Origin of the sequence: Lacipirellula limnantheis, from assembly GCF_007746075.1 — a bacterium.
In the GTDB taxonomy this organism is placed as follows: Bacteria; Planctomycetota; Planctomycetia; order Pirellulales; family Lacipirellulaceae; genus Lacipirellula; species Lacipirellula limnantheis.
In genome coordinates this window covers 515079-538371 of record NZ_CP036339.1, presented here as the reverse complement: position 1 = coordinate 538371, position 23293 = coordinate 515079, and the positions used below count along the sequence as shown (strand labels likewise).

Genomic DNA, 23293 nt, shown 5'->3' with positions numbered 1-23293 from the left:
GCAATCGATCCTGGGCGTGATCCTCTCAAATAGCGGAGGGCGTCAGCCGCGGTCGCGCCAGGCCTTCCCGCTCTCGTAAGCTCTCCGTTGCTTGACAATAGAATCTGCTTCCTCCGGAGGAGCCAAGTCGATTGCTTTGGCCGCGACGTCGAGTGACTTATCAAATTCTCCGAGTTCCGCATGAGCGGCGGCCAGTGCTTTGAGGCCGCCCCACCATCGATAATCCGTCGCCTCACAAGCTTGCTTGGCCAATCGAAGCGCATCCGCACCATTTCGATGATCGGCATCGTGGCTTGTCGCCGCGAGCCAGGCCTGATCGCCGTCCGCAACTGCCGCCATGAGGCGATCAGCTTTCAATTGTGCCGCTTTCTGCTTCTCTGGATTGCGCTGAAGCCTCCAATAAGTGGCCAGCGAGGTGTAGTTCTGCGGAATCCATGGATCGGCTTCGATCGCGCTCTCAATATCGCCCAAGCTCTTCGCATCCCATGCGCTCGCAAATGCCTTGAGCCTGTACGCGTACGCTCGATCCCGCGATCGAACTCCATCCGTTGCGATGATCTTCTCAGCGATTTTAATCGCGTCTTCCGAGTAGGCGTAGCTCCCCGCTGGCGCATCAGCGCTTTCCAGGTTTATCATCGAGACGGCCATGTCGAGATAGTGATCGGCCGATGACGGATCAAGCTCGGCGGCTTTAGTAGCGTCAGCCAGCGCCATTTCATAGTATTTTCTCGCTTCTGCGTTTCGAGCGTTAATCTCATGATTAACGTGAAAATTATATGCAATGCATCTGACATCGTAGGCGTCCGCGTAGTTCGGCAGCGCCTCGATTACTTCCGTGCATCTCTCCGCAGCCGCCAGTGGGTTCTTACGCATCAAATCGATGCGAGCTAGCGAAATCAATCTCCGCACTTCATTCAACGCTTCAAGGGCCGGATCGGGCTGCGCAAATCTATTGACGTCGACTGCGTCTGGATCCACCTTGATCGCAATTTCGCCAAGCAAGTTATGCTGCTTCAGAGCCTCCCAGAGACAATCAACGCGAATGCCAAAGGCCATCGAAGTGCGTGACCCATTCTGCTCCAAGCTACGACCCGAATTGTGAATCGCCACGACGTGGCCATTTGGAAGGAAGATGGGCGAACCGCTGAATCCTGGCCAACTCGCCATCGAGTGCTGGATGAACTGCAGCTCGTCGGCGGGAACGTCAACGCTATTGGCGAAATCAGTGGCACGACAAATGACGCCCTGCCTAAAGGTGGCTTCCGGCGTTCGCCCAAGTTCGGGCCACGACGTGTCATGGCCAGGAAATCCCATCATGCCAATCGGCTTTGCCAATAGTCGCGAGAGGTCGTCTGGCCGCGCTAGCTTCAGCTCGGGGGGTAACTCCTCGCCGGCCTTGATTCGCAGAATGGCGACGTCGGGGGAATGGGGATACACGTCTCCATGCTGGGAGTCCGAGTCTCGTACGACCATGCCGCCGACGATGCGGCGAACGCCTGGGTGGTAATAAGCCTCCTCTACCTCATAGACTCTCGTCGTGCCGTTGCTTATTGCCAGCATCTCGCCGCCAGTCTCCTGCATGATGTCCGCAACGTGGGCGTTCGTGGCGAGAAGTCGATTTTCCTGCGAGATCACGAATGCGGTCCCGTGTCCGCCGTCAGGAGTTCCGACAAGAAAAATCGAGGGTCGCATCTCCTGAACTAGCGCCGACAAATCGCGGACCTCATCAGCCGGCGTCTCCGTCCATAACGGAACCGAGCCCGAACCCGCATTAAATCCAAGTTGGTCGCTTCCTGGCTGTGCCGCCGAATGCATCGGCGACATTCCAAACGCCATGACAGCGATCAAGAGCAGCGTGCGCATGCTGGACTCCAAAGGTAATCAGCGGCATCGAACAACAGCGTGATCAGATGACAGCATCGTTTATATCCCCCTTCGCTGGAGGGTCAATTGTTGGTCTCCGGTAATTAGAGTTCGATTGGCACGGCAATTTCCGACCCCCTCCGCATGCGGCAAATGCTGGCGCAAAAAAAACCGGACTCCGCATGATGCGGAGCCCGGTTCGACTTCAGCTTGTCGCTAAGACACGACTGCCATTAGGCAGCGGGAGCCTCAGGAGCCGGAGCTTGAACGTCCATGCCAGCCGGGGCAGCCGGGGCAGCCTCGGGGGCGGGAGCGGCATCGCCTTCGCAACCGCAAGGAGCGGCAGCTTCGCAACCACAAGGAGCGGCAGCTTCGCAACCGCAGTCAGCCGGAGCGGCTTCGCAACCGCAAGCCGGAGCGGCTTCGCAGCAAGGAGCCGGGGCCGGTTCACAGCAGCTCGGAGCCGGTTCGCAGCAAGCGGGCTTGCAGCACTTCTTGGCGCGGAGACGGGCGAACAAACCACCGCAATGCTTCTTGTGCTTGCCGCCGCAGACGGGCTCGCAGCAGACCGGGGCAGCCGGTTCGCAGCAAGCAGGCTTGCAGCACTTGCGGCCGAACAGGCCGGCGTTGGCTTGCTGATCCTCACCGACCATGGCGAAACCAACCACGGCGACCAGGACGGCAACCGTCGACAGAACGATACGATTCATCTCAAACTCCTCCCACGTGAATGCGGAAAAAAACAACTGTCACGCAACATTGACCGTCGAAATTGCTCTCTCCCCTGCGCCGCCTCGACGGTCGGTTGCGGCTGGGTAAACGCGTAATTGTCTCTGGCGATAGCATCCGATCCGGTAAAAGACGCGGGTGCTGAAGTTGGCGGGTCCCAAAACCTAGGGGGTATACACCGTTTGTTCGCGTCAGCGAACCTGGGAAGGACCAAGTTACCGGACCAGCTTTCACTGTCAAGTGGTCGCTGGCAAGCGGCGTGGTCCGCGTGGTCTTCAAGGGTTACGGTGACCTTGACGACTCGAAAGCATAGCACACGTTATTCCGAACGGGGAGAAGCACCCCTCAAGATGTCGGAGACGGTGGATTTCTGGCCGATTTTCCGCATCGCCGCGGTCCATAAAAAAAGCGTAAGTAGCTTTCAGAAAACTACTTACGCTTTGGATCGCTGCCCGAAAAGGGCTCGATTTTTCTGGATTTTCTATCGCTGCGCGGGCTGGTTGAAGGGGTCGGTCGCCACCGATGCTGCTGGTTGTTCCGCAGCCGGCGCGACCAATTGATCACTTGGTACGTTCTGGGGCGCTGGTTGTTGCTCGATCAGCGCATCCAGATTTTCGAAGTCGATCACCATCGGCTGCTGACCCTCGCCCATGTATTGGGCCATACCGTGGATCCGCCACTGGCCGTCGCATATGCGGAGGGCGCAATAGATTGGCTCCTGATACTGCTTGCCGTCCGCATCGACGTCGCTCCAAGTCGATTCCACGACGGCTCGATCGCCTTCCAACATCTCGACGTGCGTCACCTTAAAGCGCGCCGTGGGACTACCGGGGGGGGCGATGTTCAGGTCCTGCTCTTGAATCTTCTGCAGCGCGAGCGGCGTGAGCAACTTCGCGGCGGCATTCTCGCCTTGGCCGACGCGAACCGATTCGAGGAAGTCGTAGACCACCCGCCCCACCGGATCGCTGGGAATTTCGCCCGACGGACCTGGCGCCGCTGCCGCGTTGCCGCTGGCGGCGCCGTTAGAGGCCGAGGGAGCCGGTGCATCCGAGCCGCCGCAACCAACCGAAAAACCGATCGCGGCTACCGCCGCCCATTTTGCAATACGCATCGCTCAACTCCCATCCATGGGCGCGACCGCCGACGGCGATCGACAAAGATTCAGCAAGGGGGCGGGAGTGTGCCAAAACCGCGAACGTGGGTCAAGCCGCGTTGTCGTTGCGGGTGGGCGACCCGCCTGAGGGAAATGCAAAAGACTGATCACCAAGGCACGACGGGTCGTTGAACCGGGGTTACGCGCCGAGACCCCGATCTACGGTATGCTGATCCTTCCGATACACGGCCAGCTGCGCCTCGAACGTGCTCGGCGAAATCTGCCAAGATGGCGCGGCATCGGTGAACTGCTGGCAGTGCGCCGCTAGCAATCGGTAAAGGAACTTGAACAGATGCCGCGGTACGCGGAGCCCGGCGAAGGCGTCGACCAGCCGCTGATCGCTGATCGAGCTCTCGAACAGGTCGCGCAGCTTCGGCGCCTTGCCGCTGGCGCCGCAGGCCGAGACGCGCGAGCAGGCGAGGTCGTACAGCGATTGGCCCGTCCACTCGAGCGACGGCACCATGTTCTGCTTGTCGAGTCGCGCCCGCTGGTAGAAGTCACGATCTTCCTTCTCGATATACTCTGCTAACTCGATCGGCAGCAGGAGTTTCATGCCGACGCCGGGCTGCTTGAGGAACTTGTTGTCGAGCATGGGCCAGATGAGCCCGCGCATCTTATCGACCGCCCCATTCACCAAATGGGGCTCGTCGACGCGATCGACCAGCACCACAATCCCCGTGAATCCGAGGGCTCGCAGCACTCCCTGGAACTTGTAAAGCAGTTCGTAGCGATCATCCGTCCGCTGCCTGTTCGGCAATGGCTGGTTGCGAATATCGCGGGCGAGGAATTTGGTAAACACCTTCCGTAGCGGATTGGCGTTGCGCGTGACCGAGCGCAGGTTATTTGCCACGCCGAGGCCGCGGAACCACCAGGCCCACGCCTGCGCCAGCCAAGGCGCCCAGCCAATCGCGACGATCAGCCAAGGCCAGACCGTCTTCAACCACTCGTATTTCTTGTTATAGAGAATCACTCCCGCGACGGCGGCCGTCACGGCGACGCCCAAGAGGGCGATCCCCCAACTGAGCCACGGCCAATAGCCAACCTTCCGCCGCAGCCTCGCCCAGCGCGTGTGAAAGGTTTCGGTGAGCGAACTGTCGTAGCACGCGGCGAGCAGTAATAGGTCTCGCTTCTGAAAACGGTCGAGGCGTTTCGCTGCGTCGGCCGAAAGTGAGTTGGCCGCCGGCCCGCTTGGTTGGGCGACGCCGATCAGTCGATCCACGACGCTCGTCACGCCGAGCGCCAAGATCGCGTCGATGTGGTCCCACAGCTTCCATTCCGCCAGCACCTTGCCGGCGTCGCGCCGCTTGCGGCTGCTGAGCCGATCGGCGAACCGGTCGAGAAAGGGGTTGAAGTCGTCGTATTCAATGACGAAGACGCGGCCCGTCGGATTCTTCGCATTGTGCTCGTCAAGCTGTCCAGCGATCTGCAGCCGCAGCGCGGTCTTGCCGGCGCCTTTTTCGCCGAACACGATCGACGTGGCCGGGCTGCTGGGATCGCCGTAAATCTTGTCCCACTGCGGGTGGAACGTGCTGGCGCGGCAGCGGCCCTGGAAGACGGGATCCGTTTGGGCGTCCTCATCGGCAAATGGGTTGGCGACGATGCCATGATGGGCGAGCAGGTCGTGAAGTTTCATCGCATCAGGTCTCGAATCGGGGCATTGTCGTAGGGAGGTGGCGCGCCGCTTGCACAATCGGTCCTGAAGTATAGGTCGCTCGGCCGCGCCATATCAGCGGCGCGTCGCCCGGGACGCCTCTGTTTTTGCCTGAAAACTCGGCGCCGATTTCAACCGCTCAAGGCGCCCGTCGGGGCGACGACGCTCGACCGCCGCAATTTCTTTTGACCCGTGCTAGCCGGACGGTTTACGATAGCGGTCGCGGCGAGAAATTCCCTGGCGAGTCGTCCGAATCATGGATCTCCCCAACCTCAAAACCGACCCCAAATACGGCTTCTACCCGTGGTGGCCAGAGGATGGGGATGCTTGGGTGCATCCAGAAGATGTCGCCGTCGCGCGGGCCACGATCCCCAGCCCGCGCGTTTTCCGCCGCGACGGCGGCCGTGGCGCGTTCGTGACGCTGCACTACGGCGAGCTGCGACTTCGCGTCAAACCAACGATGTGGCAGGAAGTGGCCTGGGAGGGGTACGAGGTTGGCGACTGGGTGGAGGTCCTCTCCCGCGGGCAGAAAAATACCCCGCGCACGGGAGTCATTCGCGAAATGGAGTGGGAGCCGCGGAGCCGGTCTATGCGTTATTACATCGAGGAGGCGGGGCAACCCATCCCCAATGCCTACGCTGCAGAGGACTTGCGGCACGTTGAGCCGACGCTTCCGCTCGGCGATCCCGCCGCAGCGCCGCGCACCGTTATGCCGCCGGACGATGGCGGACTCTAGCGTCCAGCGATGTTCGCAAGTGCGACCTATGCGCAGAGCGAGATGTGTAATCGCGCATCGCGGGGAAAAAGCCAAGTTCTCGCCATCCTTTTCAATTGCGGCAGTCCGCACGGCCGCTATACTAATCCCCGAACACTGCCTGTTCGTTTGGATCTGATTCTGGAGCCGTCGTTTCTCTGGTCGCCGGTGCTGAGGCGGGAATGGCCTCGCCGGAGGGAGCGCCCATGCGTGTCCCCATCCGATGAGTCTGCGATGCGAGCCTAAAAACTTAGGCGTCGACATGGACTTGGCTAGAGAAGTTCGCAGCGGTGTCGACGCAATGCCGAACCCCCGCATGCCGCGTGCGGATTGCGCGTCTCGTCCGCTGCTCACGAGCCAACTTCTATGAGGACTGTTGCTATGGCGCGTCGTTTGTTCCGCGGACCGTTTCCCGTTCGTGCCCTCGCCTGGGCGTCGCTCGCCGCGAATTCGCTGCTGCCCGGCCAAGCCAATGCCCTGCCGCGAACCTGGATCGGCGGCAACGTCGACTGGGTTGATGGCGGCGCAGCGACGAACTGGAATCCCAACGACGAGCCCGACAGCGACGACGAGGCGATCTTCAACACGGCCAATTCCGTCAGCCTCGGCTCGAACAACGCCGTCAACGGCCTGACCCTTTCGGGCGGCATTGATTTGTTCGCCAACGACTTCGATCTCATCGTCGACGGGTTGGTACAGCTGACGGGCGCGAGCACGAATCTGAACGTTGGCGGAGCCGCCGGAAGCATCGATGCCGACAATGTGACGATCAACGGCGGCGTATTGGAGCTTGCCGGCGGTGGGCTGGTGCTCAATGAGGAAGTCGGCGCATCGCTGCTTGATTTGAACGCGGGCGGCACTCTGCAGGGCAACGGCGTCATTACCTTCAGCGACGCGCCGCTCGCCTTCACGACCGTTTTCTCCAATGACGGTACGCTGACAGCGCTGTCGCGGCCGGCGATCATCTTCGGCATGCCGCCGGTGGGAACGCTGCAGATCAATACGGGCAACGCCTTTAGCCTGATCGACCTCGACGGCTCGGGCAACCTCGGGGTCGTGAACGTCAATCGCAATCAAACGCTCGACGTCAACGGGGCGTTGGCGGACGCCTTCGGCGGCACGATGAATTTGTTTCACGAGTCGACGCTCGACATGTCGAATTCTTGGGCGCTGAACGCCGGCACGCTCACTGCGAACAACGGCTTCGTCGCCGGCGGGATCGGCGTTTCCGACACGCCGGCCGGCACGTCGTTTATCAAGGGCGGGACGCTCACCCAGACCGGCGGAGTTATCAACGTGCCCGACACCGACGGGACGCTGCAGTTCGACGCTAACTTCACAATGAGCGGCGGTTCGCTCACCAACTTCGGGACGGTCATCTTCAACGGCGTGACGAACATCACCACCTCGGCCGGGTACGCCCCCAGCGCCTTCAATTCGCAAACGATTGTCAACAACTCGGTCACGATTAACGACGGCGCCAGCGACTTCAACTGGGATGGTACGGGCGATGCCGATACGACGGTCAACGCCGCGGGATCGCTTTCCATCACGGCCGCGCACGTGGATACGGGCGACGATAACTTCGGCGGAACGATCAACCTCGTCGGCGGCGGCGACCTGACCGTCAACGTCGCCGCCACTTCGTGGACCCTGGTAGGGACGCTCGCCAAGACAGGCGCTGCGACCTCGGCGGTCACCGGGGATCGCATTGTCGTGACCGGGTCGATCACCAATAACGACGGCGGCACGCTCGACCTTCCGCCCATCTCCACAACGGCGACGACCAGCCTGATCACCAACTCGACAACGACGCTCGGCGGGGGGACGGAATTCAACGGCGCGAGTGCGATCGGCGGTTTCGGTCTGCTGCGGCTCGAGGGCATCTCCACCGTGCTGGCGAGTACCACGATCAATACGGCGACCTTCGACTGGGACGGCTTGGGGAGTGGAACGACGCACACGATCAATCCTGCCGCCACGTTCACGATCAACGCCGCGGTGCTCGACAGCGACGGCGATATGGACGATCCGCTCGTGCTGATGGGGAGCGGGTCGCAACTGACCGTCAACAGCATCAGCGGCCTGACCGAGTGGACGATGAACGGCGTCGTCACCGGGAACGCTTCGACGATCGGCACGTCGCTGATCAGCGGCACCAGTCGCATGATTGTCGCCAACGTCATCAACGTGAAAGGCAACACGACGATCAACGCGCCGGTGACGTTCAATCGCAACGGGTTCGTCGCCGACATCGACGCCGGCATGACGCTCGACGTCACGAGCAGCGCAACGACGTACGCCGACGGGACGATCGACGGGGCCGGCGCCTACGATCCCGGGACCACTAACCTGGTGACGGGCGACTTTGCGATTAACCCCGATAACTTCGATTTCGACGGTGGATCGTGGACGATTGAAAGCGGCGCGGAGCTGACGTTCAACGTCACCGACTATGAGCCCGATTCGCTCTCCAATTCGTTTGAAAACACCCTGACGCTTAATAACGGCGCTATCTTCGCAAACTCGGCCGACCCAGCCATCGTGATGAACGGTACGATGAACATGAACGCGAGCGGGGGCTTCAGCGCCGCTGAATGGAACGGCGACGCCGTTAACATTGGCAACGACGCGGCAATCCTCGACGCCAATCTTAACGTCACGGGCGACGGCAATCCGAATTCGCAGGCGCGTTTCTTTGCTCCGGTCACCTTCCTCAGCGACGCCGACGTCGACGTCCCGGCTGGGGCAACGTTGGTCCTCAACCGGACCGTCAACTTCGACACGGTCAACGCCGCGAACAACGCTGAGTTCACCGGCGCCGGAACAATAATTCTCAGCGACGTCGTCAACGTCAACGAGGCGGTCACGCTCAACATGGTTGGCGGCACAGTCGATCTGGACGGCAACGATGCGGTGGGCGACTTCGTCAACGTCGATGCGCCGATCACCATCAACGCCGCCACGCTCACAAACTTCGGCCGCGTCAACGGCGGCGGAGGAACCAACACGCTCGACGTCAACAACAGCGTCGGCACGGGCGTGCTCACCGTCAATCTCGACGACCCGAACGGCGAGTGGACGCTCAACGGCCCCGGCGTGATGAACCTGGTGAACGACAACGTGGAAGCGACGCTGCTTGCGGGCAGCGACGTCAACGTCAACGGCACAGTGAACGTCGTCGGGGACGTGCGCACCACGGCGCGGCTCGACATCGCCGGAACCGTCAACGTCAATACGGCCGCCCAGCCATTTCGACTCGCCGGCGGCAATGGCACGAACGACATGAATACGCTGGCCGGGGGAACGATCTCCGGCGCAGGCATTCTCGGCGCGGACACGGGCAAGGGACTCACGGGTCACGGCACGATCAACACAGCGGTTGACTTTGACGGGACGGCCGATCTGGTCGCGTCGGGCGGCACGCTGACATTCACGAACTTCATCACCGACGTCAACACCATTCGCACCAGCGGCGACTCGGCCATCTTCAATTTCACGCAGCCGGTGACGACCAACGTCACCGACGACGGCATTTTGATGGAAGGGGGCAAGCTTCAAGGCGCCCAGCTTACGGTCGCAGCGAACATCAAGCCGCTGCGCGGAACTGGGTTGGTCAACAACCAAGTCGTCAATAACGGACTCGTGCAAGCGGCCGGCGGCGATTTGATTCTGCAAACGGCCGCGAACGACAACGACTGGGACGGCGTCGGCAACGCGGGCAGCCTCTCGGCCATCAATGACGTCACGCTGGAGTTGCGCGACAACTTGACCTTCGGCTTCACCGGCAACGTCACCGCCACCAGCGGCGGCCGAGTCTTTTCCAATGGCTTTGCGCTCGACTTCAACCCCGGCTCGTCGATCAATCTCACGGAGGCGACGTATCAGTCGACTGCGTCGACCGGTATCGGCGGCACGGTCACGATCAATGCCGGTCAGGAGTCGACGATCCAAGTGCAGAACAACACCTTTCTGACCTTCGAGACGGGGAGCGCCACGACGCTCAACGGCAATCTTCGCGCGGTCAACAACAACATCAGCATCGAGGCCGGCGCCACCTTCGCCGGGACTGGGGCGCTGGTGTTTCCTGACGGCAGCCACTTCATTCTCGACAATGGCGCCAACGTCAACGTCCTGGTTGCCAACGACGGTACATTCCGCCCAAGCGGCTTCAACACCGTCGGCGCGGTCACGGTGAAGGACTATCAGCAGGGCAATACCGGCGAGTTGCTCGTCGAACTGGCGGGCACGCTCCTCAATCAATACGATCGCGTTCTCGTTGGGGGCAACGCCATTCTCGACGGGTACCTGAATATTGAAATCGACGGCGGTTTCGTGCCCGCGCTCGGCAATACGTTCGACATTCTCTCGGCGACTTTTGGCCGATCGGGCACGTTCGACACGGTCGACGTCTCGGGCATGCCTGCCGGGCTGGCGTTTCATCTCGACTACCTCCCGAACACGGTTCGCTTGACGGTCGTCAACAAGCCGATCTACACGGCTGATTTCGACGAGGACGGCGACGTCGACGGGACCGATCTCACGTTCTGGAAGAATGCGTACAACCTCAACCAGCTCGGCGACGCCGACGGCGACAACGACAGCGACGGCGCCGACTTCCTGCTGTGGCAGCAGCAGTTCGGATCCGCCCCCGCCGTGGCCATCGCTCAGCCTGCCGCGGCGGCCGTGCCCGAGCCGAGCGCGGCGGCGTTGTTGCTGGTTGCCATGGCCGGCGCCGGCTGGCGTCGATCTCGTGATCGGTTGCGGGCGTGAGCGACGCGACAAGCTGTTGCTTTCACCCTATTGTCGCGACAGCGATTTTTGGCGACAGCCTAGCGTCCCCGTAAGTCGTTTTGCTGTCTTCAATTACGCAAACCAATCCGCGACGCCTGTCGCCTCCGAGGCGACAGGCGTCGCGGCGTTTGGCGTTACTTCGAATCGCTCGACAACGCTAAAAGCTCGCGCCCGAACAGCTGGAACTCCGTTAACGAGCCGCCAAAAGTCACAAACGCGTGCAATGCGACAACACTGCCTCAGTGGCGAGGTCGATCACTCTGATCATCGCATTCTCAATGAGCTGCTAGTTCGAACCTAACGACTTGCGCGGCCAATTTCTACAACCATTTTTGGCCGTGCAAGCGGCCTTCGCCGTGGCGCCACTCGCGATGGCCCCGCTCGCCCTCGCCTGGAACCGCACGCGATAGCAGCGCGGCCGTCTGCCGCATTCGGGAGGCACCCGCCACGGCGCCCGCTTGCGCGGATTTGACTTACGCCGCGGCCGCTGTTAAACCAGTGTTGTCGGGGTCGAGCAACACAGGAATTCTTATGAACGCCTTCCTGCGAGCGTTTGCGCTCGCTCTCTGCTCGATCGTCGCCGTGGTACAGCCTTGCGCCGCCTCCTTCCATCTTTGGAAGGTGAAAGAGGTCTTCTCCAACCAGGACGGCACGGTGCAGTTCGTTGAACTGTTCACGACGGCGGCCGGCGAAATTTTTCTTAACGCCCACGATCTGACCGCGACCTCCGACGGAAACGTCGTCAAGTTCACGCTCAACCACGACGTCGCTTCCCCGTCGACCAACAAACATCTTTTGCTGGCCACGGCCGGTTTCGCGTCTCTGGCGGGCGGCATTGCGCCCGACTACGCGCCACTGCCGGCGAACTTCTTCAACCCCAACGCGGCGAGCATTACGATCAATTTTGCCGGCGTCGATTCGATTACGTTCGCCGGCAGTGCGCTGCCGAAGGACGGGGTCAACTCGCTCACCGATCAAGCCCCGGGAGGCGTGCAGAATCTTGTCGCCAGCGTCAACTCGCCGGCGAACTACGCCGGCGCCGTCGGCTCGGTCAATATCGCGCCGCCCGTCGCGCCCGCCGACTTCAATGGCGACGGGGCCGTGAACGGTCTCGATCTATCGGCGTGGAGAGTCGGCTTTGGCGCCAGTGGCGCGGCCGCGACGAAGGCCGCTGGCAACGCCGATGGGGATGGCGACGTCGACGGCGCCGACTTTCTGGCCTGGCAACAAGGGTCTGGTCCGTCGACGATTGCGAGCGTTCCGGAGCCGACGGCTTTCGCGTTGTTGGCATTCGCCTGCATGTTGGCACATGGAGCGTGCTTGCGCGCCGCCTCTTAGCCAACTCGCCCGGCTAGTGCGAAGCGTGTTGTGAGAATTAAGCCGCTCCGCCAGCATGGTCCGTTGCCCGCTGGCAAGACCTGTCGCCTGCCCAATCCTTAGGCAGGAGCGGGACCTCGCGAGTCGGTGCTATCGTGCCGTCGCGCTGCAGACGAGTCGATTCGCGCAACATTGTGAAGCTGGGCGGAAGCTCTGCGGTCGCCAATGGCGATTTCGCCGTACTTCACGATGCCGTGGCGCTACGGCTCGATTCTTCGGCACGGGTGTTGCTCCGCAGGTGTGATAGCCGCTGGCTCTGCCAGCGGACGAAGTTCGAGTTGTCGAAGCGTTTGTGATGCGTCCACCGACCAAGTCGGCGGCCGCTAGGCGAGACTCGACGCAGAACTTCACATCCCCCTAACCGTCGGTCGTCATACTTCACTCGCTCACCCCGATGGAAGTCACGGCGACGTCGACGGTCCCACCTAGAAGAAGCCGGTCGTCTCTGAGCGAGACCGCCCGCTTTCCGACATAACGGCGAGTCGTTCGCGCGGCGCTTGGAAGCGACCGCAGCCAACTTGCCTCCACGCCCTCACGACTACGGAGTCATCCCATGAGCATCGGTACGCGCAAAGGTTTCCTCATCGACATGGACGGCGTCATTTACCGCGGGCCGGAGCTGATTCCGGGCGCGGCGGAGTTCATCGCCAGTCTGCGGCGTTCGCGAATTCCGTTCATGTTTCTCACGAACAACAGCCAGCGAACCCGCCGCGACGTCGCGATGAAGCTGACCCGCATGGGCGTCGCCGTTGAAGATACGCATATCTTCACCTGTGCGATGGCGACGGCGCGATTTCTTGCGTCGCAGAAGCCCAGCGGCACCGCCTACGTCATCGGCGAGGGAGGGCTGCTCAACGCGCTCCACTCCAACGGCTACGCGATCGTGGATCGCTCGCCCGATTATGTCGTCGTCGGCGAGGGGCGCACGTTGTCGTTCGAAATGCTGGAACAAGCCGTGCAGATGGTGCTCGACGGCGCGAAGCTGATCGCCACGAATCTCGACCCCAACTGCCCGACCAACAGCGGCACGCGGCCAGGCTGCGGGGCGATTGTCTCGCTCATCGAGAAGGCGACCGGCATTCAGGCCTTTAGCGTCGGCAAGCCGAGCCCCGTCATGATGCGGATGGCGCGGAAGGAGCTCGGCATGGCCACTAGCGAGACGATCATGATCGGCGACACGATGGAGACCGACATCCAGGGGGGCGTCCAAATGGGCTACAAGACGATCCTGGTGCTCAGCGGCGGCTCGTCGCGCGAGGATTTGGCGAAGTACGCCTTCAAGCCCGATTTGGTGATTGATTCGGTCGCCGATCTCAGCGAAACGACCGGGCTGTTGCACGAGATTCTGCCGACGATGAATCGGGAAGATGACACGCCGCATGACCTGCGCGAATGGGCGCGGGCGCATGCGTAGCAGGGGTCAGGGGTCAGGGGTCAGGGGTCAGGGGTCAGGGGTCAGGGGTCAGGGGTCAGGGAAAGTGTTTCCTTTTCTTGGTCGATGCGGCAAGACGTTTACTGGCTGGTGGAGAAATGAAAAACGCCGCCGCTGCCAGGGGTTGGCAGCGGCGGCGCGTCGTTCTTGATGGCACTCGCCTCGCGGCGATTACCGGGTACAGGCGCCGCCGACGCAAGGGCACGAGGCCGTCTCGGGGCACGCTCCGTCGCATTTGCCTTCGCACTCGCCTTGGCACTCACCGCTGCATTCTTCGGCGGGTTCCGAGCTCGTGCTCACTTCCGCTTGATGGCACGTCGCGCCGCTGCAGGTCGACTCGCTGCCCTTGGCTGCCGAGCATTTCGACTCGCTGCACTGGCCCTTCGCGCATTTCGCATCACGCTCGACGGGAGCTTCCGCGGAAGCTGGCGTCACGCCGCCGTCGCGGAGTTCACGCTCCTGGCGCGCCTCGTCCTTTTCACGACCGGCAACTCGCATCTGCCGAAACAGCTGCGTGATTCGCTCGTGGTTCGCTTCGGTTTGGCAAATCACCAGCGAACCGTTGCGCTCGAACGGTTGAATGGCGCCGTCGGCATGTTCGGCGTCGGCGGGCGAACCGCACGCCGCCCCGCGCCATGATTGCGGCTCGACCGTCGCTTTGATGTGGGCGATCAGCAGGTCGGCGTCGAATTGCACGCCTTGCGGCCGAACCTTCCAGACCTGCAAGTCAGGAACCGGATAGACGACGGTGATGAATTTCGGCTGCTGGACCGCTTCCACGAGCGTTTTTTCGTAAGCCGCTTGCCGGACGGAAGCCGGACGGGCCGCACCCGTTGGGCGATTGACGGTCACCAGCACGACAGTTTGGATCTCTTCGACTTCTTCCACCGAGCCCCCGTCAGTCGTGACGGAGCAAACGCGGCTTAAGGTCGGACCTTCGACGACCACCGTCTTGCCGACAGTGGCATCGACGCTGCAGTCCAATTTGAGCAATCGGGTACGCGCCTGCTCATCATCCGACCCGCAGTTTTCGCTGATCGTCGGCGCGATGCAGAGTCGCACTCGATCGCCGCCAAGAGACGACGCGACAAGGTCGAGCTTCTTGCCGATGAACTCGCTGACCACTTGACCATCCCCGTTAACGCGTGCGTGCTCATTGCCGACCGCCAGCGACGCTTTGCGATCGCTCGTCACGCAGAGCGTCGGATTGAACAACACCTTCGCCAAGTTTCTTTGCTCAAGCGCCTCGCAGGTTTGACTCGCGAACTCGTTCGTCGCGCACCCGTCCGCGAACTCGAGGTCGAATCCTAACGATCGGCAGCGAGTGCGATTCAACTCGACCATTTTGACGTCGACGATATACGATTCCGCGTTCGAACCGGCCAAGCGGAGCACCGCAATCTCTTCCTTGAGTCGCTCCAGTTCAGCCAGCTTCGTCTCCAATGCGCTCGTCCCGGCAACGCATTTCTTCGCGGCGCAGGACGTTTTGCCCGACGCGCCGGCCGCGCATTCGCTCGCTGCACAAGTCTTCGCCGAACCAGCGTCAACCGAGCATTTCTCGGCATTGCAGGTGGCCGTTGAGCAGGCGCCTTCCTGGCACGTCGTTGCAGAACACTTCGACGAGGCGCACGTTGCCGTCGAACAGGCGGACGTGGCGCACTGGTCGGGCGCATTGGCGGTGCACTTGCTTGTGGAACATGTACCGTCCTCGCAAGTTTCGACGGAGCACTTCGTCGGCGCCGGCTCGCCCGCGAAGGTCTTGGTCGCGGTCAGCGTGAGTTGGCCGCCGGAGGAGGTGAGCGATAGGCCGACGGCGCACTGCAGTCCGTGGCAGACTTCGTCGGAGCAGGTCGCCTCATGGCACGCGCCCGCCGGGCAATCTTGCCCGCCGCAGTCCAGCGTCGCGCATTGAGTCGCGCCGCACGATTCCGACGCACAGTCAGCATCCTCGCAGCAGACGTCGTCCGACGCGGTCGTGCAGGCTTGCACCGCAGACTTCAGGGCGTCGCAAACTTGCGTAGCGCACGCGGCCACGGGGCAGGCCCCGCCATTGCAAGTTCCCTTGGCACAGCTGGCGACCAAGCACTTTTCGCCCGAGCAAGCTTCATCCGAGCACTTGGCGGTCGCAAAGGGAGCGTCGACGGCGCAGGCCTCCTTGGCGATGCCCGCCAGCGCACACTTCAGCGAATCGCAGGCTCCGCCCGCCGCGGCGGTGAAGGTGCATTTCTCGCCGCGGCACTTACCCGCGCTGCAGACGTCGGCGGCGCACTTTTTCGTCGCGCACGTTTCGAGCGCGCATTTCTCGCCGGAGCAGGGCGGCTTTGCGCACGCGCCGGCTGTGCATTTTTCAGCTGAACATTTTTCGGTTGAGCACTTTTCGATTGAACACTCTTCGGCGGCGCACTTCTCGTTCGCGCACTTCTCGACGGCGACCTGTTCTGTCTCGCAGCACTGCTGATCGTCGCACGGGCCGTCGGCGCAGCATGCTTGGTCCGCGCTGCATTGCTGCTTGTCGCTGCATGCCGACTTGCAATCGCCGCCAGGGCACTTTTCGTCGGGGTCGTTGCCTCGCAATGTGGTACTGCAGCAAATGATTATCGCCGCCGCTGCCAAGAATCCCTTCGCGACCATCGCAACGCCTCCAGTGCGTAAAGTAGAAGATGAGGCCGCCCGTGATGGGGGCGGCCGGCTCGAAAGAGAGGGGCGGGGACCATACGGCCCGGTACGACTGCCGGTCAAGAGAACTCCGGCGGCGCCGGCATCTCCCCCGCTAGCCGGCGGGAAAGCTCCGCCGGCGGCTCCTGGCATCGAGCGGAGCCCTGCCAGCGGCGGTCCGGCGTTTTGGTTTTTCCCGCCGAAAAGAGGTCGGCGCTCGCACGGCTAAGTAAGATGGATGCGGCCAGCGCAGACCGCCGTCCCTGCGGTTTCGTCCTCGTCGGAGCTTCACCCCATGATTTGCCGCCCCATGCGAATTGTTCATCTTCATCGCGCTGTTGCGATCCGCCCGCTAGCCGCGCTACGCCCACGAGCAATGCTAGCGACCGCCTTGCTCGGCGCCTGTCTCGGCGGTCTGCATCGTCACGCCGACGCCGCGGTCACCGCGAGCGGCGACGTTTCGCCGGCGCCGCCGGCCGGCGGCGGCAACGTCGCGGCGACCTTTCGGGTTGGCAACACTGCCGTGGGATCGCTGGCCATCAACGCCGGTACGCCGCTGGCCGTCACCGGGGGGAGCGCCATCTTCGGCGACACGGCCACCGGCATGGGCCTGGTCGAACTCGATGGCTTTAACAGCAACTTTTCCACGGCCAATGACCTGACGATCGGCAACGCCGGCCTCTCCAGCGTGAAGGTGCTGAACTTCTCCAAGATCACGCTTACCGACGATTTGTTTCTGGGGATTGAGACGACCGCGTTGGGCGAGTTGCTGGTCCAGGGGCTTGGCTCCTTCACCGACGTCGGCGATACGGTCGTCGTCGGTAGCGCCGGCGTGGGTCACATCGACGTCGTCCATGGCGGCCGCATCGATGCCGATGACACGATCTTCGGCCAAGCGGCTGGCGGACGTGGACGAGTGACCGTCACCGGCACTGGTTCAAGACTGATCCAGACCAGCTCCATCACCCTCGGCGACGCGGGGCGCGGCGAGCTGAATGTCCTCGACCAGGGCCTCGTTACCACCACCAATGCGCTGACGGGCAACGCCGCCACTGGCGTTGGCGTCGCCACCGTCAGCGGGAGCGACTCTCAGTGGCGCATCACCGGATTCCTCAACCACGGCGTCGCCGGCCTCGCGACGCTGGAAGTGAGCGCGGGGGGGCTCGTAACGATGACCGGCGCGATGCGGATGGCGACCGGTGCGACGGCCGAGTCGCACGCCGTGGTGAGCGGAGCCAACTCGCTGCTGGCCGTGGGGACTACTCTCACGATTGGCGAGACCGGTTTTTCGACGCTGACCGTGAGCGGCGGCGGCCGCGTCACGTCGACCATTGCCGTTCTCGGCGATAACATTGGCTCGCGCGGCGCGGTGGTTGTTGACGGCGCCAACTCGCTTTGGAAGATCACCGGCACGCTCGACGTCTCGCAACCGGGCGAGGCGGAGCTCGCCATCACCGGCGGCGGTCGAGTCGTCGCCAGCGACGTTGTGCGCATCGCGGCGGCAGGAGTGGTGCGGCTCGACGAGGGGCGCCTGGAAGCGGGGCTCACGGGACTGACGAACAATGGCCTGGTTGCCGGCGGGGGACGCGTCACGGGCAACGTGAGCAACACGGCCACCGGTTCGATCCGCGTCGCGGTGGGCGATGCGCTGGTGCTTGCCAGCTCGCTCGCCAATGCCGGAGCGGTCGACGTGGCTGGCGGCGAATTGGAAACCCTGGCCGCGGTTTCCAATAATGCCGACATCGACGCCCGCTTTGGAGCCACGCTCCGCTTCGGCGGCGCGGGGCTCGACAACAACTCCGGAGCGCAACTCGCCCTCACGGGCGGGGCCATCGACGTCTTCGGCAACGTCGACAACAACTTAGGCGCCGAGATCGCCGTCGTTGGCGGGGCGTCTGCCGTCTTCCACAATGCCGTCACGAACAACGGCACGATCTTCGTTTCAGCAAGCAGCGAGATCGCGCTGCTCGACAATCTGGCGTTCGTCCCAAGTTCCACGCTTGGCATCCAGCTGGCGTCGCTCGTCGAGGAGGCCGAACCGACCGACGCCCTCGGATTGGTGGACGTGAGCGGCGCGACGACGCTCGGCGGCAATTTGACGGTCAGCCTCGCGGCGGGCTTCGCGGCGGCGGTTGGCGACACGTTCGAGATCCTCCGCGCCAGCGGCGGTCTCGCGGGGACGTTTGCCAGCGAGTCGCTGCCGTCAATTGGCCCCGGCAAGGCGCTCGACGTGCAGTACACGCCCACCTCGGTGCTCCTGGCGGTGGTCGCGGCGCCGGGGCTCACGGCTGACTTCGACGAGGATGGCGACGTCGACGCGGCCGACTTGGCCAAGTGGAAGGCCGGCTTCGGGACTGCCAGCGGCGCCACCCACATGCAGGGCGACGCCGACGGCAACGGCGCCGTCGACGGGAGCGATTTCCTCGCGTGGCAGCAGCAGTTTGGATCGACTCCGGCCATCTCTGCAACCGCGGCGGTTCCGGAACCGGCCAGCGTCGCCCTTGCCGCATTTGCGGCCGCAGGATGCCTGGCCGCCCGTCGCCGGGCGTAGCCGCCGGCTAACAATCGGCCGGGGCGGCGCATCATCGACTCGCTAGCAAGCATTCCGAGCAATGCGCCCGGTCCGCGGCAGGTTCGGCGGGGTTTAAGGCTTGAGTCGCGGCTGAATACAATCGCGACTCTCTGGCGAACATTGGATCAACAGTCCTCGGTTCGCTTGATCCCTCCCCGCCGCCTCCCGCCTGCGAGACTCCCCCGATGACGCCTTTCGCTCGCCGCCGCCGCGGTTTCACCTTGGTCGAACTCCTGGTCGTCATCGCCATCATCGGCGTGCTCGTAGCGCTGCTCCTCCCCGCAGTGCAGGCCGCGCGCGAAGCAGGCCGCCGCACACAGTGCCAGAACAACCTGCGGCAAATCGGTCTGGCGGTGCAGCTCCATCACGACGCCAAGGGCCGTTTCCCCGCCGCCAGCAGCGGGTCGCTCGCGCATCCCTCGGGCACGGATCAGTACGCCGTGTCGTGGGCGTTCGAGTTGCTCCCCTACATGGAGCAGCAGGCACTTTACGCGGCGCACGATCCCGCCGCCCGCGCCGACGCTCCTGTCAACAGCACGGCGATGCGCACGCCGGTGAATGCCTTCTTCTGCCCGACGCGGCGGAGCCCTGTGGCCGATCGTGATTTCGACGACGACGACGGTCCGTCGCAAGTGCGCGGCGTCGGCGCGGCCGGCGACTACGCGGCCAACTCTGGCACTAGCACGCAGCACGGCATGCCAGGCCGCGACGAGTTTGATACCACCGAGCTCGGCCCGATCTACGTGCTGTCAAAAATCTCGGCCCGCCAGGTGACCGACGGCCTGTCGATGACCTACGCGGTGGGCGAGAAGTATGTGCCGCCGATCGACGAATCAGCCGACCCCGCGCTGCAACACGTCCGCCAAGGCGACGCCGCCATCTTCAGCGGCGACGCCCGCCACACGATCGTCCGCCGCAGCTCCGCCGGCTTCCCGGAGAACGAGACCGACGACTACCCCGGCAAATTCGGCAGCCTCCACGCGAACCTGAGCCACTTCGCGTTTCTCGACGGGAGCGTCCACACGATCGAGCACTCGCTGGACGTGGCCACGCTGGTGATGCTCTCGGCGATTGGGGATGGCGGCGATGTGCCGGACGGGGTGTTTGCGGATTAGTGGAGGCCAGTGCGTGACACCGCGCACCATCGCATTTTCAGCCCCCGGCTCCGCCGGGGTAGCACAACGCCCGACAGCGCCGACCGGAATGGAAACCGACCCCCGGGTGGAGCCCGGAGCTGCATCGACTCGAGCAGCAATCCATTCGCCGCGGACTCGAAGGAATGCGTCGCACCGGGAATCCCAACGGGATTCAATCTTCCAGCCCGGAGTTGATCGCCATCGCGATTTACCCCGGGTTCTGTGTACTGCTTGAGAAACGTTTCCTAGGGTAGATTGCTGCGCAATCAACCCTAGGCTGGAGGATGGAACGCTTTCAGCGTTTGGCCTCCTCCGGGCCCGATCGCCCACAACATCCGTCTATACTCCAATCCGCGACAAACTCATTCTTAATCCGATCCACTGATTTCTGTTGAGCTTCCCCATTCATACAATGACTAACGACTACCCTTGCGCATTGGCTATTTGCAATCTACTCAAGTAATTTCGATAGTATCTATCGAGACTCACAAGGACGCTACACATGGCAGTCTAAGTAAGCGACCTTTGCTAATCATTTCCGCTCCAAACACAGCGACAACAAGAGCGCCTTCACCAAAGCCCATATTCAGTGAGGGCACGATTAGTCCACTTAGCCAGCAATGCGGAGTTCGTAGAATTGTCTCTTGTCATTCTTGTTCTTTCCGATCTATGAACCGAGCCCATATTTTATGGATGACATTGACGAGGATGAGGAATTCGACGAATCCCAGCTGGAACCCGCGGGGCCATTCGACACGTCGATGTTTGACGCCATCGAGGCCAATGATGAGGCGCAGGTCCGCGCTCTGGTAGCCCAAGGGGCGCCGCTGAATGGGCGCTATCTTTGGGGTTGTCCGATTCTGCGTGCGGTGGATCTTGGCAACTGTGGGTTGCTCCGGCTACTGGGCGAACTTGGCGCGGATCCCAACGGCGTCCCCACGGCGCGCAGTCCTCTCTGTTCGGCCGCCTCTCAGGGCGTTTGGTATCGTCCACAGGTTGACGACCGCCAACTTAGCGTCCCCTTGATCGACGCGTTGCTTGACCTCGGCGCAGACGTCAATCGCCGCCAGGATCGAGAAGGGAATCGCAACACGCCTCTGGAGCAAGCGTTGTTCTACTACAAAGTCGGCGCCGCCTGCCGTCTGCTGGAACGTGGGGCGGACCCGTGGTTGAAGGGGGCGTGCAACACCGATGCGTTCGATTTCGCCGCGGGGTTTGAATCGCCGGAAATATTCGACTACTTGATTCGATACGGCGGACCCGCCGCGAAGGGACGAATCGCGGAAGCGAGGCTCACCGCTCAGTTGACCTCAGCGTGCTTCGATAGGGATCTCCAGAAGGTCGAGGCTCTGCTGGCGCAAGGAGCGAGCCCGTTGCGGGCAGATAGGAATCACAGCACGCCACTGTCTATTGCTGCGGGACGCGGCCGCGAGGCCGTCGTGAAAGTGCTGCTCGATCACGGGGCTGATCCTAACTTTTTTTGGGAGGTTGAAGAAACGCCCCTCATGAAGGCGGCATCCGATGGCAGCCGCGAGGTGGTCGACCTGCTGCTGGCCGCGGGGGCCGACATCTACGCCACATACTTAGGGGCCGACAATCGCCTCTACACCGCAGTTGATGACGCCCGATACGGCGGCCATAAAGAGTTGGCTAAGTATCTGAAGAGCGAAATGAAGCGCCGTCAGCCGCCCGACCAACCCGCGACCAACGGTTAATCAATGTTTCCGTTGGCAGCCAAGCGTCCTCATGCTGCTTCGGAATCCTCAAGCGTTTCCTACCCGACCCTTTAAACTCGTGTGGGCGTGCGATGTCCCGCTTCGCGCTGCTTCTGATCACTGACGCACAGTCGGTCGACGACGCTTGCCGCGGCTGGCTCCCGCCGTTGGAGACGCCGATCAAGCAGTTGATCAAAAACCCCTTCAACGGCAAGACGATGAGCGTCGACTCCTACGTTCCTCCGGAGTTCGACGGCAAAATGGCCGCCAGCCAGTACGTGGTTTACAAGAAGCTCTCGAAGGTCACGCCGATCTCGATCGACTTCCAATGCGGCGGCGAAGCGGACGCCCTTATCGATGCGGCCGTTCCATATCGCATCCGGCGCGGACCCATGGGGCTCTCCATCACTATTGATCGCGTTCCCTACGAGAAAGAACAGCGGGTCGTCGAAGTCTTCGAGGATCAACTTGGCGAATACGACGATCCGGGCAGACGGCGCGCCGAGAAACTCCGCATGTACTTTTTCGTCTACGACTGCTGACAAGCGACGACTTCGAGGATGCGTCAGTGCGTCGTCTCATCGGTCACGCAGTACAACTACGATGGCTTCGGGCTGCCCGTGCAAGGCAGCGGCTCGCGCTTCCGGGTGCGGGGCTCGCAGTCTACACCGCACGCGTGCCGATGAGTTCCCCAAGCTTCTCGCGGTGCGTCTCTTCGCCCGGCTCGCGGAGGACGCCCCATTTGCTCGCTTGCCAGATCTCGCCGCTCGTGCGGTCGAGCGCGGTGAGCCAGCCGTAGCGCCAGCAGGCGGTGTCGATGCAGGTAGCAAACCCTAAGTCGACGACTTCCCCGTCGCGCTGTTCGGTGTGGCCCACCGTGATCGGCTTGCCGCTCGCATGCGGTTCTTGTTCCGGCGGGTCGAACAGCGTCCACCGCAATTCATGGGGCGGCTGCTCGCTCATGGGCAGCTCGGGCAGGTAGTTCGCATGGGTGAAGATGTACTCGTCAGTCTCGTAATAGGGGAGGCACGACTCGATGAGTTCCCAGTGCGATTCCGGTACGTCTTTCAGCTTGCCGGGGAAGTTGTACGAACTGAGCATCGCGGCGCCGCCGCAGTGCATCCAGTAATTGAAATCGGCCTCGCTTTCGCGCGCCCGGAGCATCATCTCTTCGTGGTTGCCCTCGATGAGGACGACGCGACACTGCTGCCGCAGCTTCAGAATACGCTCGAGGACGTCTTTCGACTCGCGGCCGTTGTCGATCATGTCGCCGAGGAAGACGAGCTCGTCGCTCGCGGTCGGACGCATTGCCTCCAGCACCGCGTCGAGCGCATGGATGCAGCCATGCACGTCGCCAATTGCAATCACTCGCCCCGTCGAAGAACCCATCGCGCCGCTGCCCCAGGGTGCCGCCCGCAGAATAGTCGTAGGCGCCAACGGGCGCCCCGCAGCTCAAGAATAC

At 62.6% G+C, this 23293-nt stretch carries 14 protein-coding genes and 1 pseudogene; 9 read left to right on the top strand and 6 right to left on the bottom strand.

All coding sequences use genetic code 11. The annotated features are described in order from the left end of the window. Positions 1-42: 42 nt before the first annotated feature. Together I41_RS27890 and I41_RS28425 are read right to left on the bottom strand one after the other, a co-directional pair. Complete coding sequence (locus tag I41_RS27890) at positions 43-1056, bottom strand: tetratricopeptide repeat protein (protein ID WP_246133782.1); 1014 nt, start codon at positions 1054-1056, stop codon at positions 43-45. 57 nt (positions 1057-1113) lie between these two features. Then, positions 1114-1692: pseudogene (locus tag I41_RS28425) on the bottom strand (S1 family peptidase); the annotation flags it as partial. A gap of 698 nt (positions 1693-2390) precedes the next feature. Here I41_RS28425 and I41_RS26950 point away from each other — a divergent pair. Beyond that, entirely contained in the window at positions 2391-2690 is a 300-nt protein-coding gene (locus I41_RS26950) for a hypothetical protein (protein ID WP_168206617.1), read from the top strand. Between the two features lie 383 nt (positions 2691-3073). On the opposite strand, the gene I41_RS27620 is transcribed toward I41_RS26950, so the two are convergent. Together I41_RS27620 and I41_RS02075 are read right to left on the bottom strand one after the other, a co-directional pair. Further along, a complete protein-coding gene (locus I41_RS27620; RefSeq protein ID WP_210421092.1) occupies positions 3074-3703 on the bottom strand; it encodes a hypothetical protein in 630 nt (209 codons plus the stop codon). A gap of 181 nt (positions 3704-3884) precedes the next feature. Then, complete coding sequence (locus I41_RS02075) at positions 3885-5378, bottom strand: hypothetical protein (RefSeq protein ID WP_145430426.1); 1494 nt, start codon at positions 5376-5378, stop codon at positions 3885-3887. Positions 5379-5652: 274 nt separating this feature from the next. Here I41_RS02075 and I41_RS02070 point away from each other — a divergent pair, with 274 nt between their 5' ends. The 4 genes from I41_RS02070 (at position 5653) to I41_RS02055 (ending at position 13735) form a co-directional block, all read left to right on the top strand. After that, entirely contained in the window at positions 5653-6132 is a 480-nt protein-coding gene (locus I41_RS02070; RefSeq protein ID WP_145430424.1) for a DUF6960 family protein, read from the top strand. Between the two features lie 399 nt (positions 6133-6531). Then, positions 6532-10923 (top strand): beta strand repeat-containing protein, encoded by a 4392-nt coding sequence (locus I41_RS02065; protein WP_168206616.1) that lies wholly within the window; start codon positions 6532-6534, stop codon positions 10921-10923. Positions 10924-11475: 552 nt separating this feature from the next. Then, on the top strand, positions 11476-12282 hold the full coding sequence (locus tag I41_RS02060; protein ID WP_145430420.1) for a hypothetical protein: 807 nt from the start codon (positions 11476-11478) through the stop codon (positions 12280-12282). Positions 12283-12874: 592 nt separating this feature from the next. Continuing rightward, positions 12875-13735 (top strand): HAD-IIA family hydrolase, encoded by an 861-nt coding sequence (locus tag I41_RS02055; RefSeq protein ID WP_145430418.1) that lies wholly within the window; start codon positions 12875-12877, stop codon positions 13733-13735. A gap of 189 nt (positions 13736-13924) precedes the next feature. On the opposite strand, the gene I41_RS02050 is transcribed toward I41_RS02055, so the two are convergent. Beyond that, positions 13925-16384, bottom strand: coding sequence for a type II and III secretion system protein (locus tag I41_RS02050; protein ID WP_145430416.1), 2460 nt, complete (start codon positions 16382-16384; stop codon positions 13925-13927). Positions 16385-16784: 400 nt separating this feature from the next. On the opposite strand from I41_RS02050, the gene I41_RS02045 reads away from it, so the two are divergent. The 4 genes from I41_RS02045 (at position 16785) to I41_RS02030 (ending at position 22373) form a co-directional block, all read left to right on the top strand. Then, complete coding sequence (locus tag I41_RS02045) at positions 16785-18959, top strand: PEP-CTERM sorting domain-containing protein (protein WP_168206615.1); 2175 nt, start codon at positions 16785-16787, stop codon at positions 18957-18959. Positions 18960-19165: 206 nt separating this feature from the next. Next, positions 19166-20095, top strand: coding sequence for a DUF1559 domain-containing protein (locus tag I41_RS02040; RefSeq protein ID WP_145430412.1), 930 nt, complete (start codon positions 19166-19168; stop codon positions 20093-20095). 710 nt (positions 20096-20805) lie between these two features. Beyond that, positions 20806-21831 (top strand): ankyrin repeat domain-containing protein, encoded by a 1026-nt coding sequence (locus I41_RS02035; protein WP_145430410.1) that lies wholly within the window; start codon positions 20806-20808, stop codon positions 21829-21831. Positions 21832-21923: 92 nt separating this feature from the next. Continuing rightward, positions 21924-22373 (top strand): hypothetical protein, encoded by a 450-nt coding sequence (locus I41_RS02030; RefSeq protein WP_145430409.1) that lies wholly within the window; start codon positions 21924-21926, stop codon positions 22371-22373. Positions 22374-22494: 121 nt separating this feature from the next. Here I41_RS02030 and I41_RS02025 read toward each other — a convergent pair whose 3' ends face one another. Then, complete coding sequence (locus I41_RS02025; protein WP_145430408.1) at positions 22495-23220, bottom strand: metallophosphoesterase family protein; 726 nt, start codon at positions 23218-23220, stop codon at positions 22495-22497. Positions 23221-23293 lie beyond the last annotated feature (73 nt).

Bases quoted from the DNA above. Each gene is read 5' to 3' on its own strand.
- I41_RS02030 (WP_145430409.1), top strand. From the start codon at position 21,924: ATGTCCCGCTTCGCGCTGCTTCTGATCACTGACGCACAGTCGGTCGAC.
- I41_RS02060 (WP_145430420.1), top strand. From the start codon at position 11,476: ATGAACGCCTTCCTGCGAGCGTTTGCGCTCGCTCTCTGCTCGATCGTC.
- I41_RS02045 (WP_168206615.1), top strand. From the start codon at position 16,785: ATGCTAGCGACCGCCTTGCTCGGCGCCTGTCTCGGCGGTCTGCATCGT.
- I41_RS02035 (WP_145430410.1), top strand. From the start codon at position 20,806: ATGGATGACATTGACGAGGATGAGGAATTCGACGAATCCCAGCTGGAA.
- I41_RS02070 (WP_145430424.1), top strand. From the start codon at position 5,653: ATGGATCTCCCCAACCTCAAAACCGACCCCAAATACGGCTTCTACCCG.
- I41_RS02040 (WP_145430412.1), top strand. From the start codon at position 19,166: ATGACGCCTTTCGCTCGCCGCCGCCGCGGTTTCACCTTGGTCGAACTC.
- I41_RS02075 (WP_145430426.1), bottom strand. From the start codon at position 5,378: ATGAAACTTCACGACCTGCTCGCCCATCATGGCATCGTCGCCAACCCA.
- I41_RS26950 (WP_168206617.1), top strand. From the start codon at position 2,391: ATGCTTCTTGTGCTTGCCGCCGCAGACGGGCTCGCAGCAGACCGGGGC.
- I41_RS02050 (WP_145430416.1), bottom strand. From the start codon at position 16,384: ATGGTCGCGAAGGGATTCTTGGCAGCGGCGGCGATAATCATTTGCTGC.
- I41_RS02055 (WP_145430418.1), top strand. From the start codon at position 12,875: ATGAGCATCGGTACGCGCAAAGGTTTCCTCATCGACATGGACGGCGTC.
- I41_RS27890 (WP_246133782.1), bottom strand. From the start codon at position 1,056: ATGGCCTTTGGCATTCGCGTTGATTGTCTCTGGGAGGCTCTGAAGCAG.
- I41_RS27620 (WP_210421092.1), bottom strand. From the start codon at position 3,703: ATGCGTATTGCAAAATGGGCGGCGGTAGCCGCGATCGGTTTTTCGGTT.
- I41_RS02065 (WP_168206616.1), top strand. From the start codon at position 6,532: ATGGCGCGTCGTTTGTTCCGCGGACCGTTTCCCGTTCGTGCCCTCGCC.
- I41_RS02025 (WP_145430408.1), bottom strand. From the start codon at position 23,220: ATGGGTTCTTCGACGGGGCGAGTGATTGCAATTGGCGACGTGCATGGC.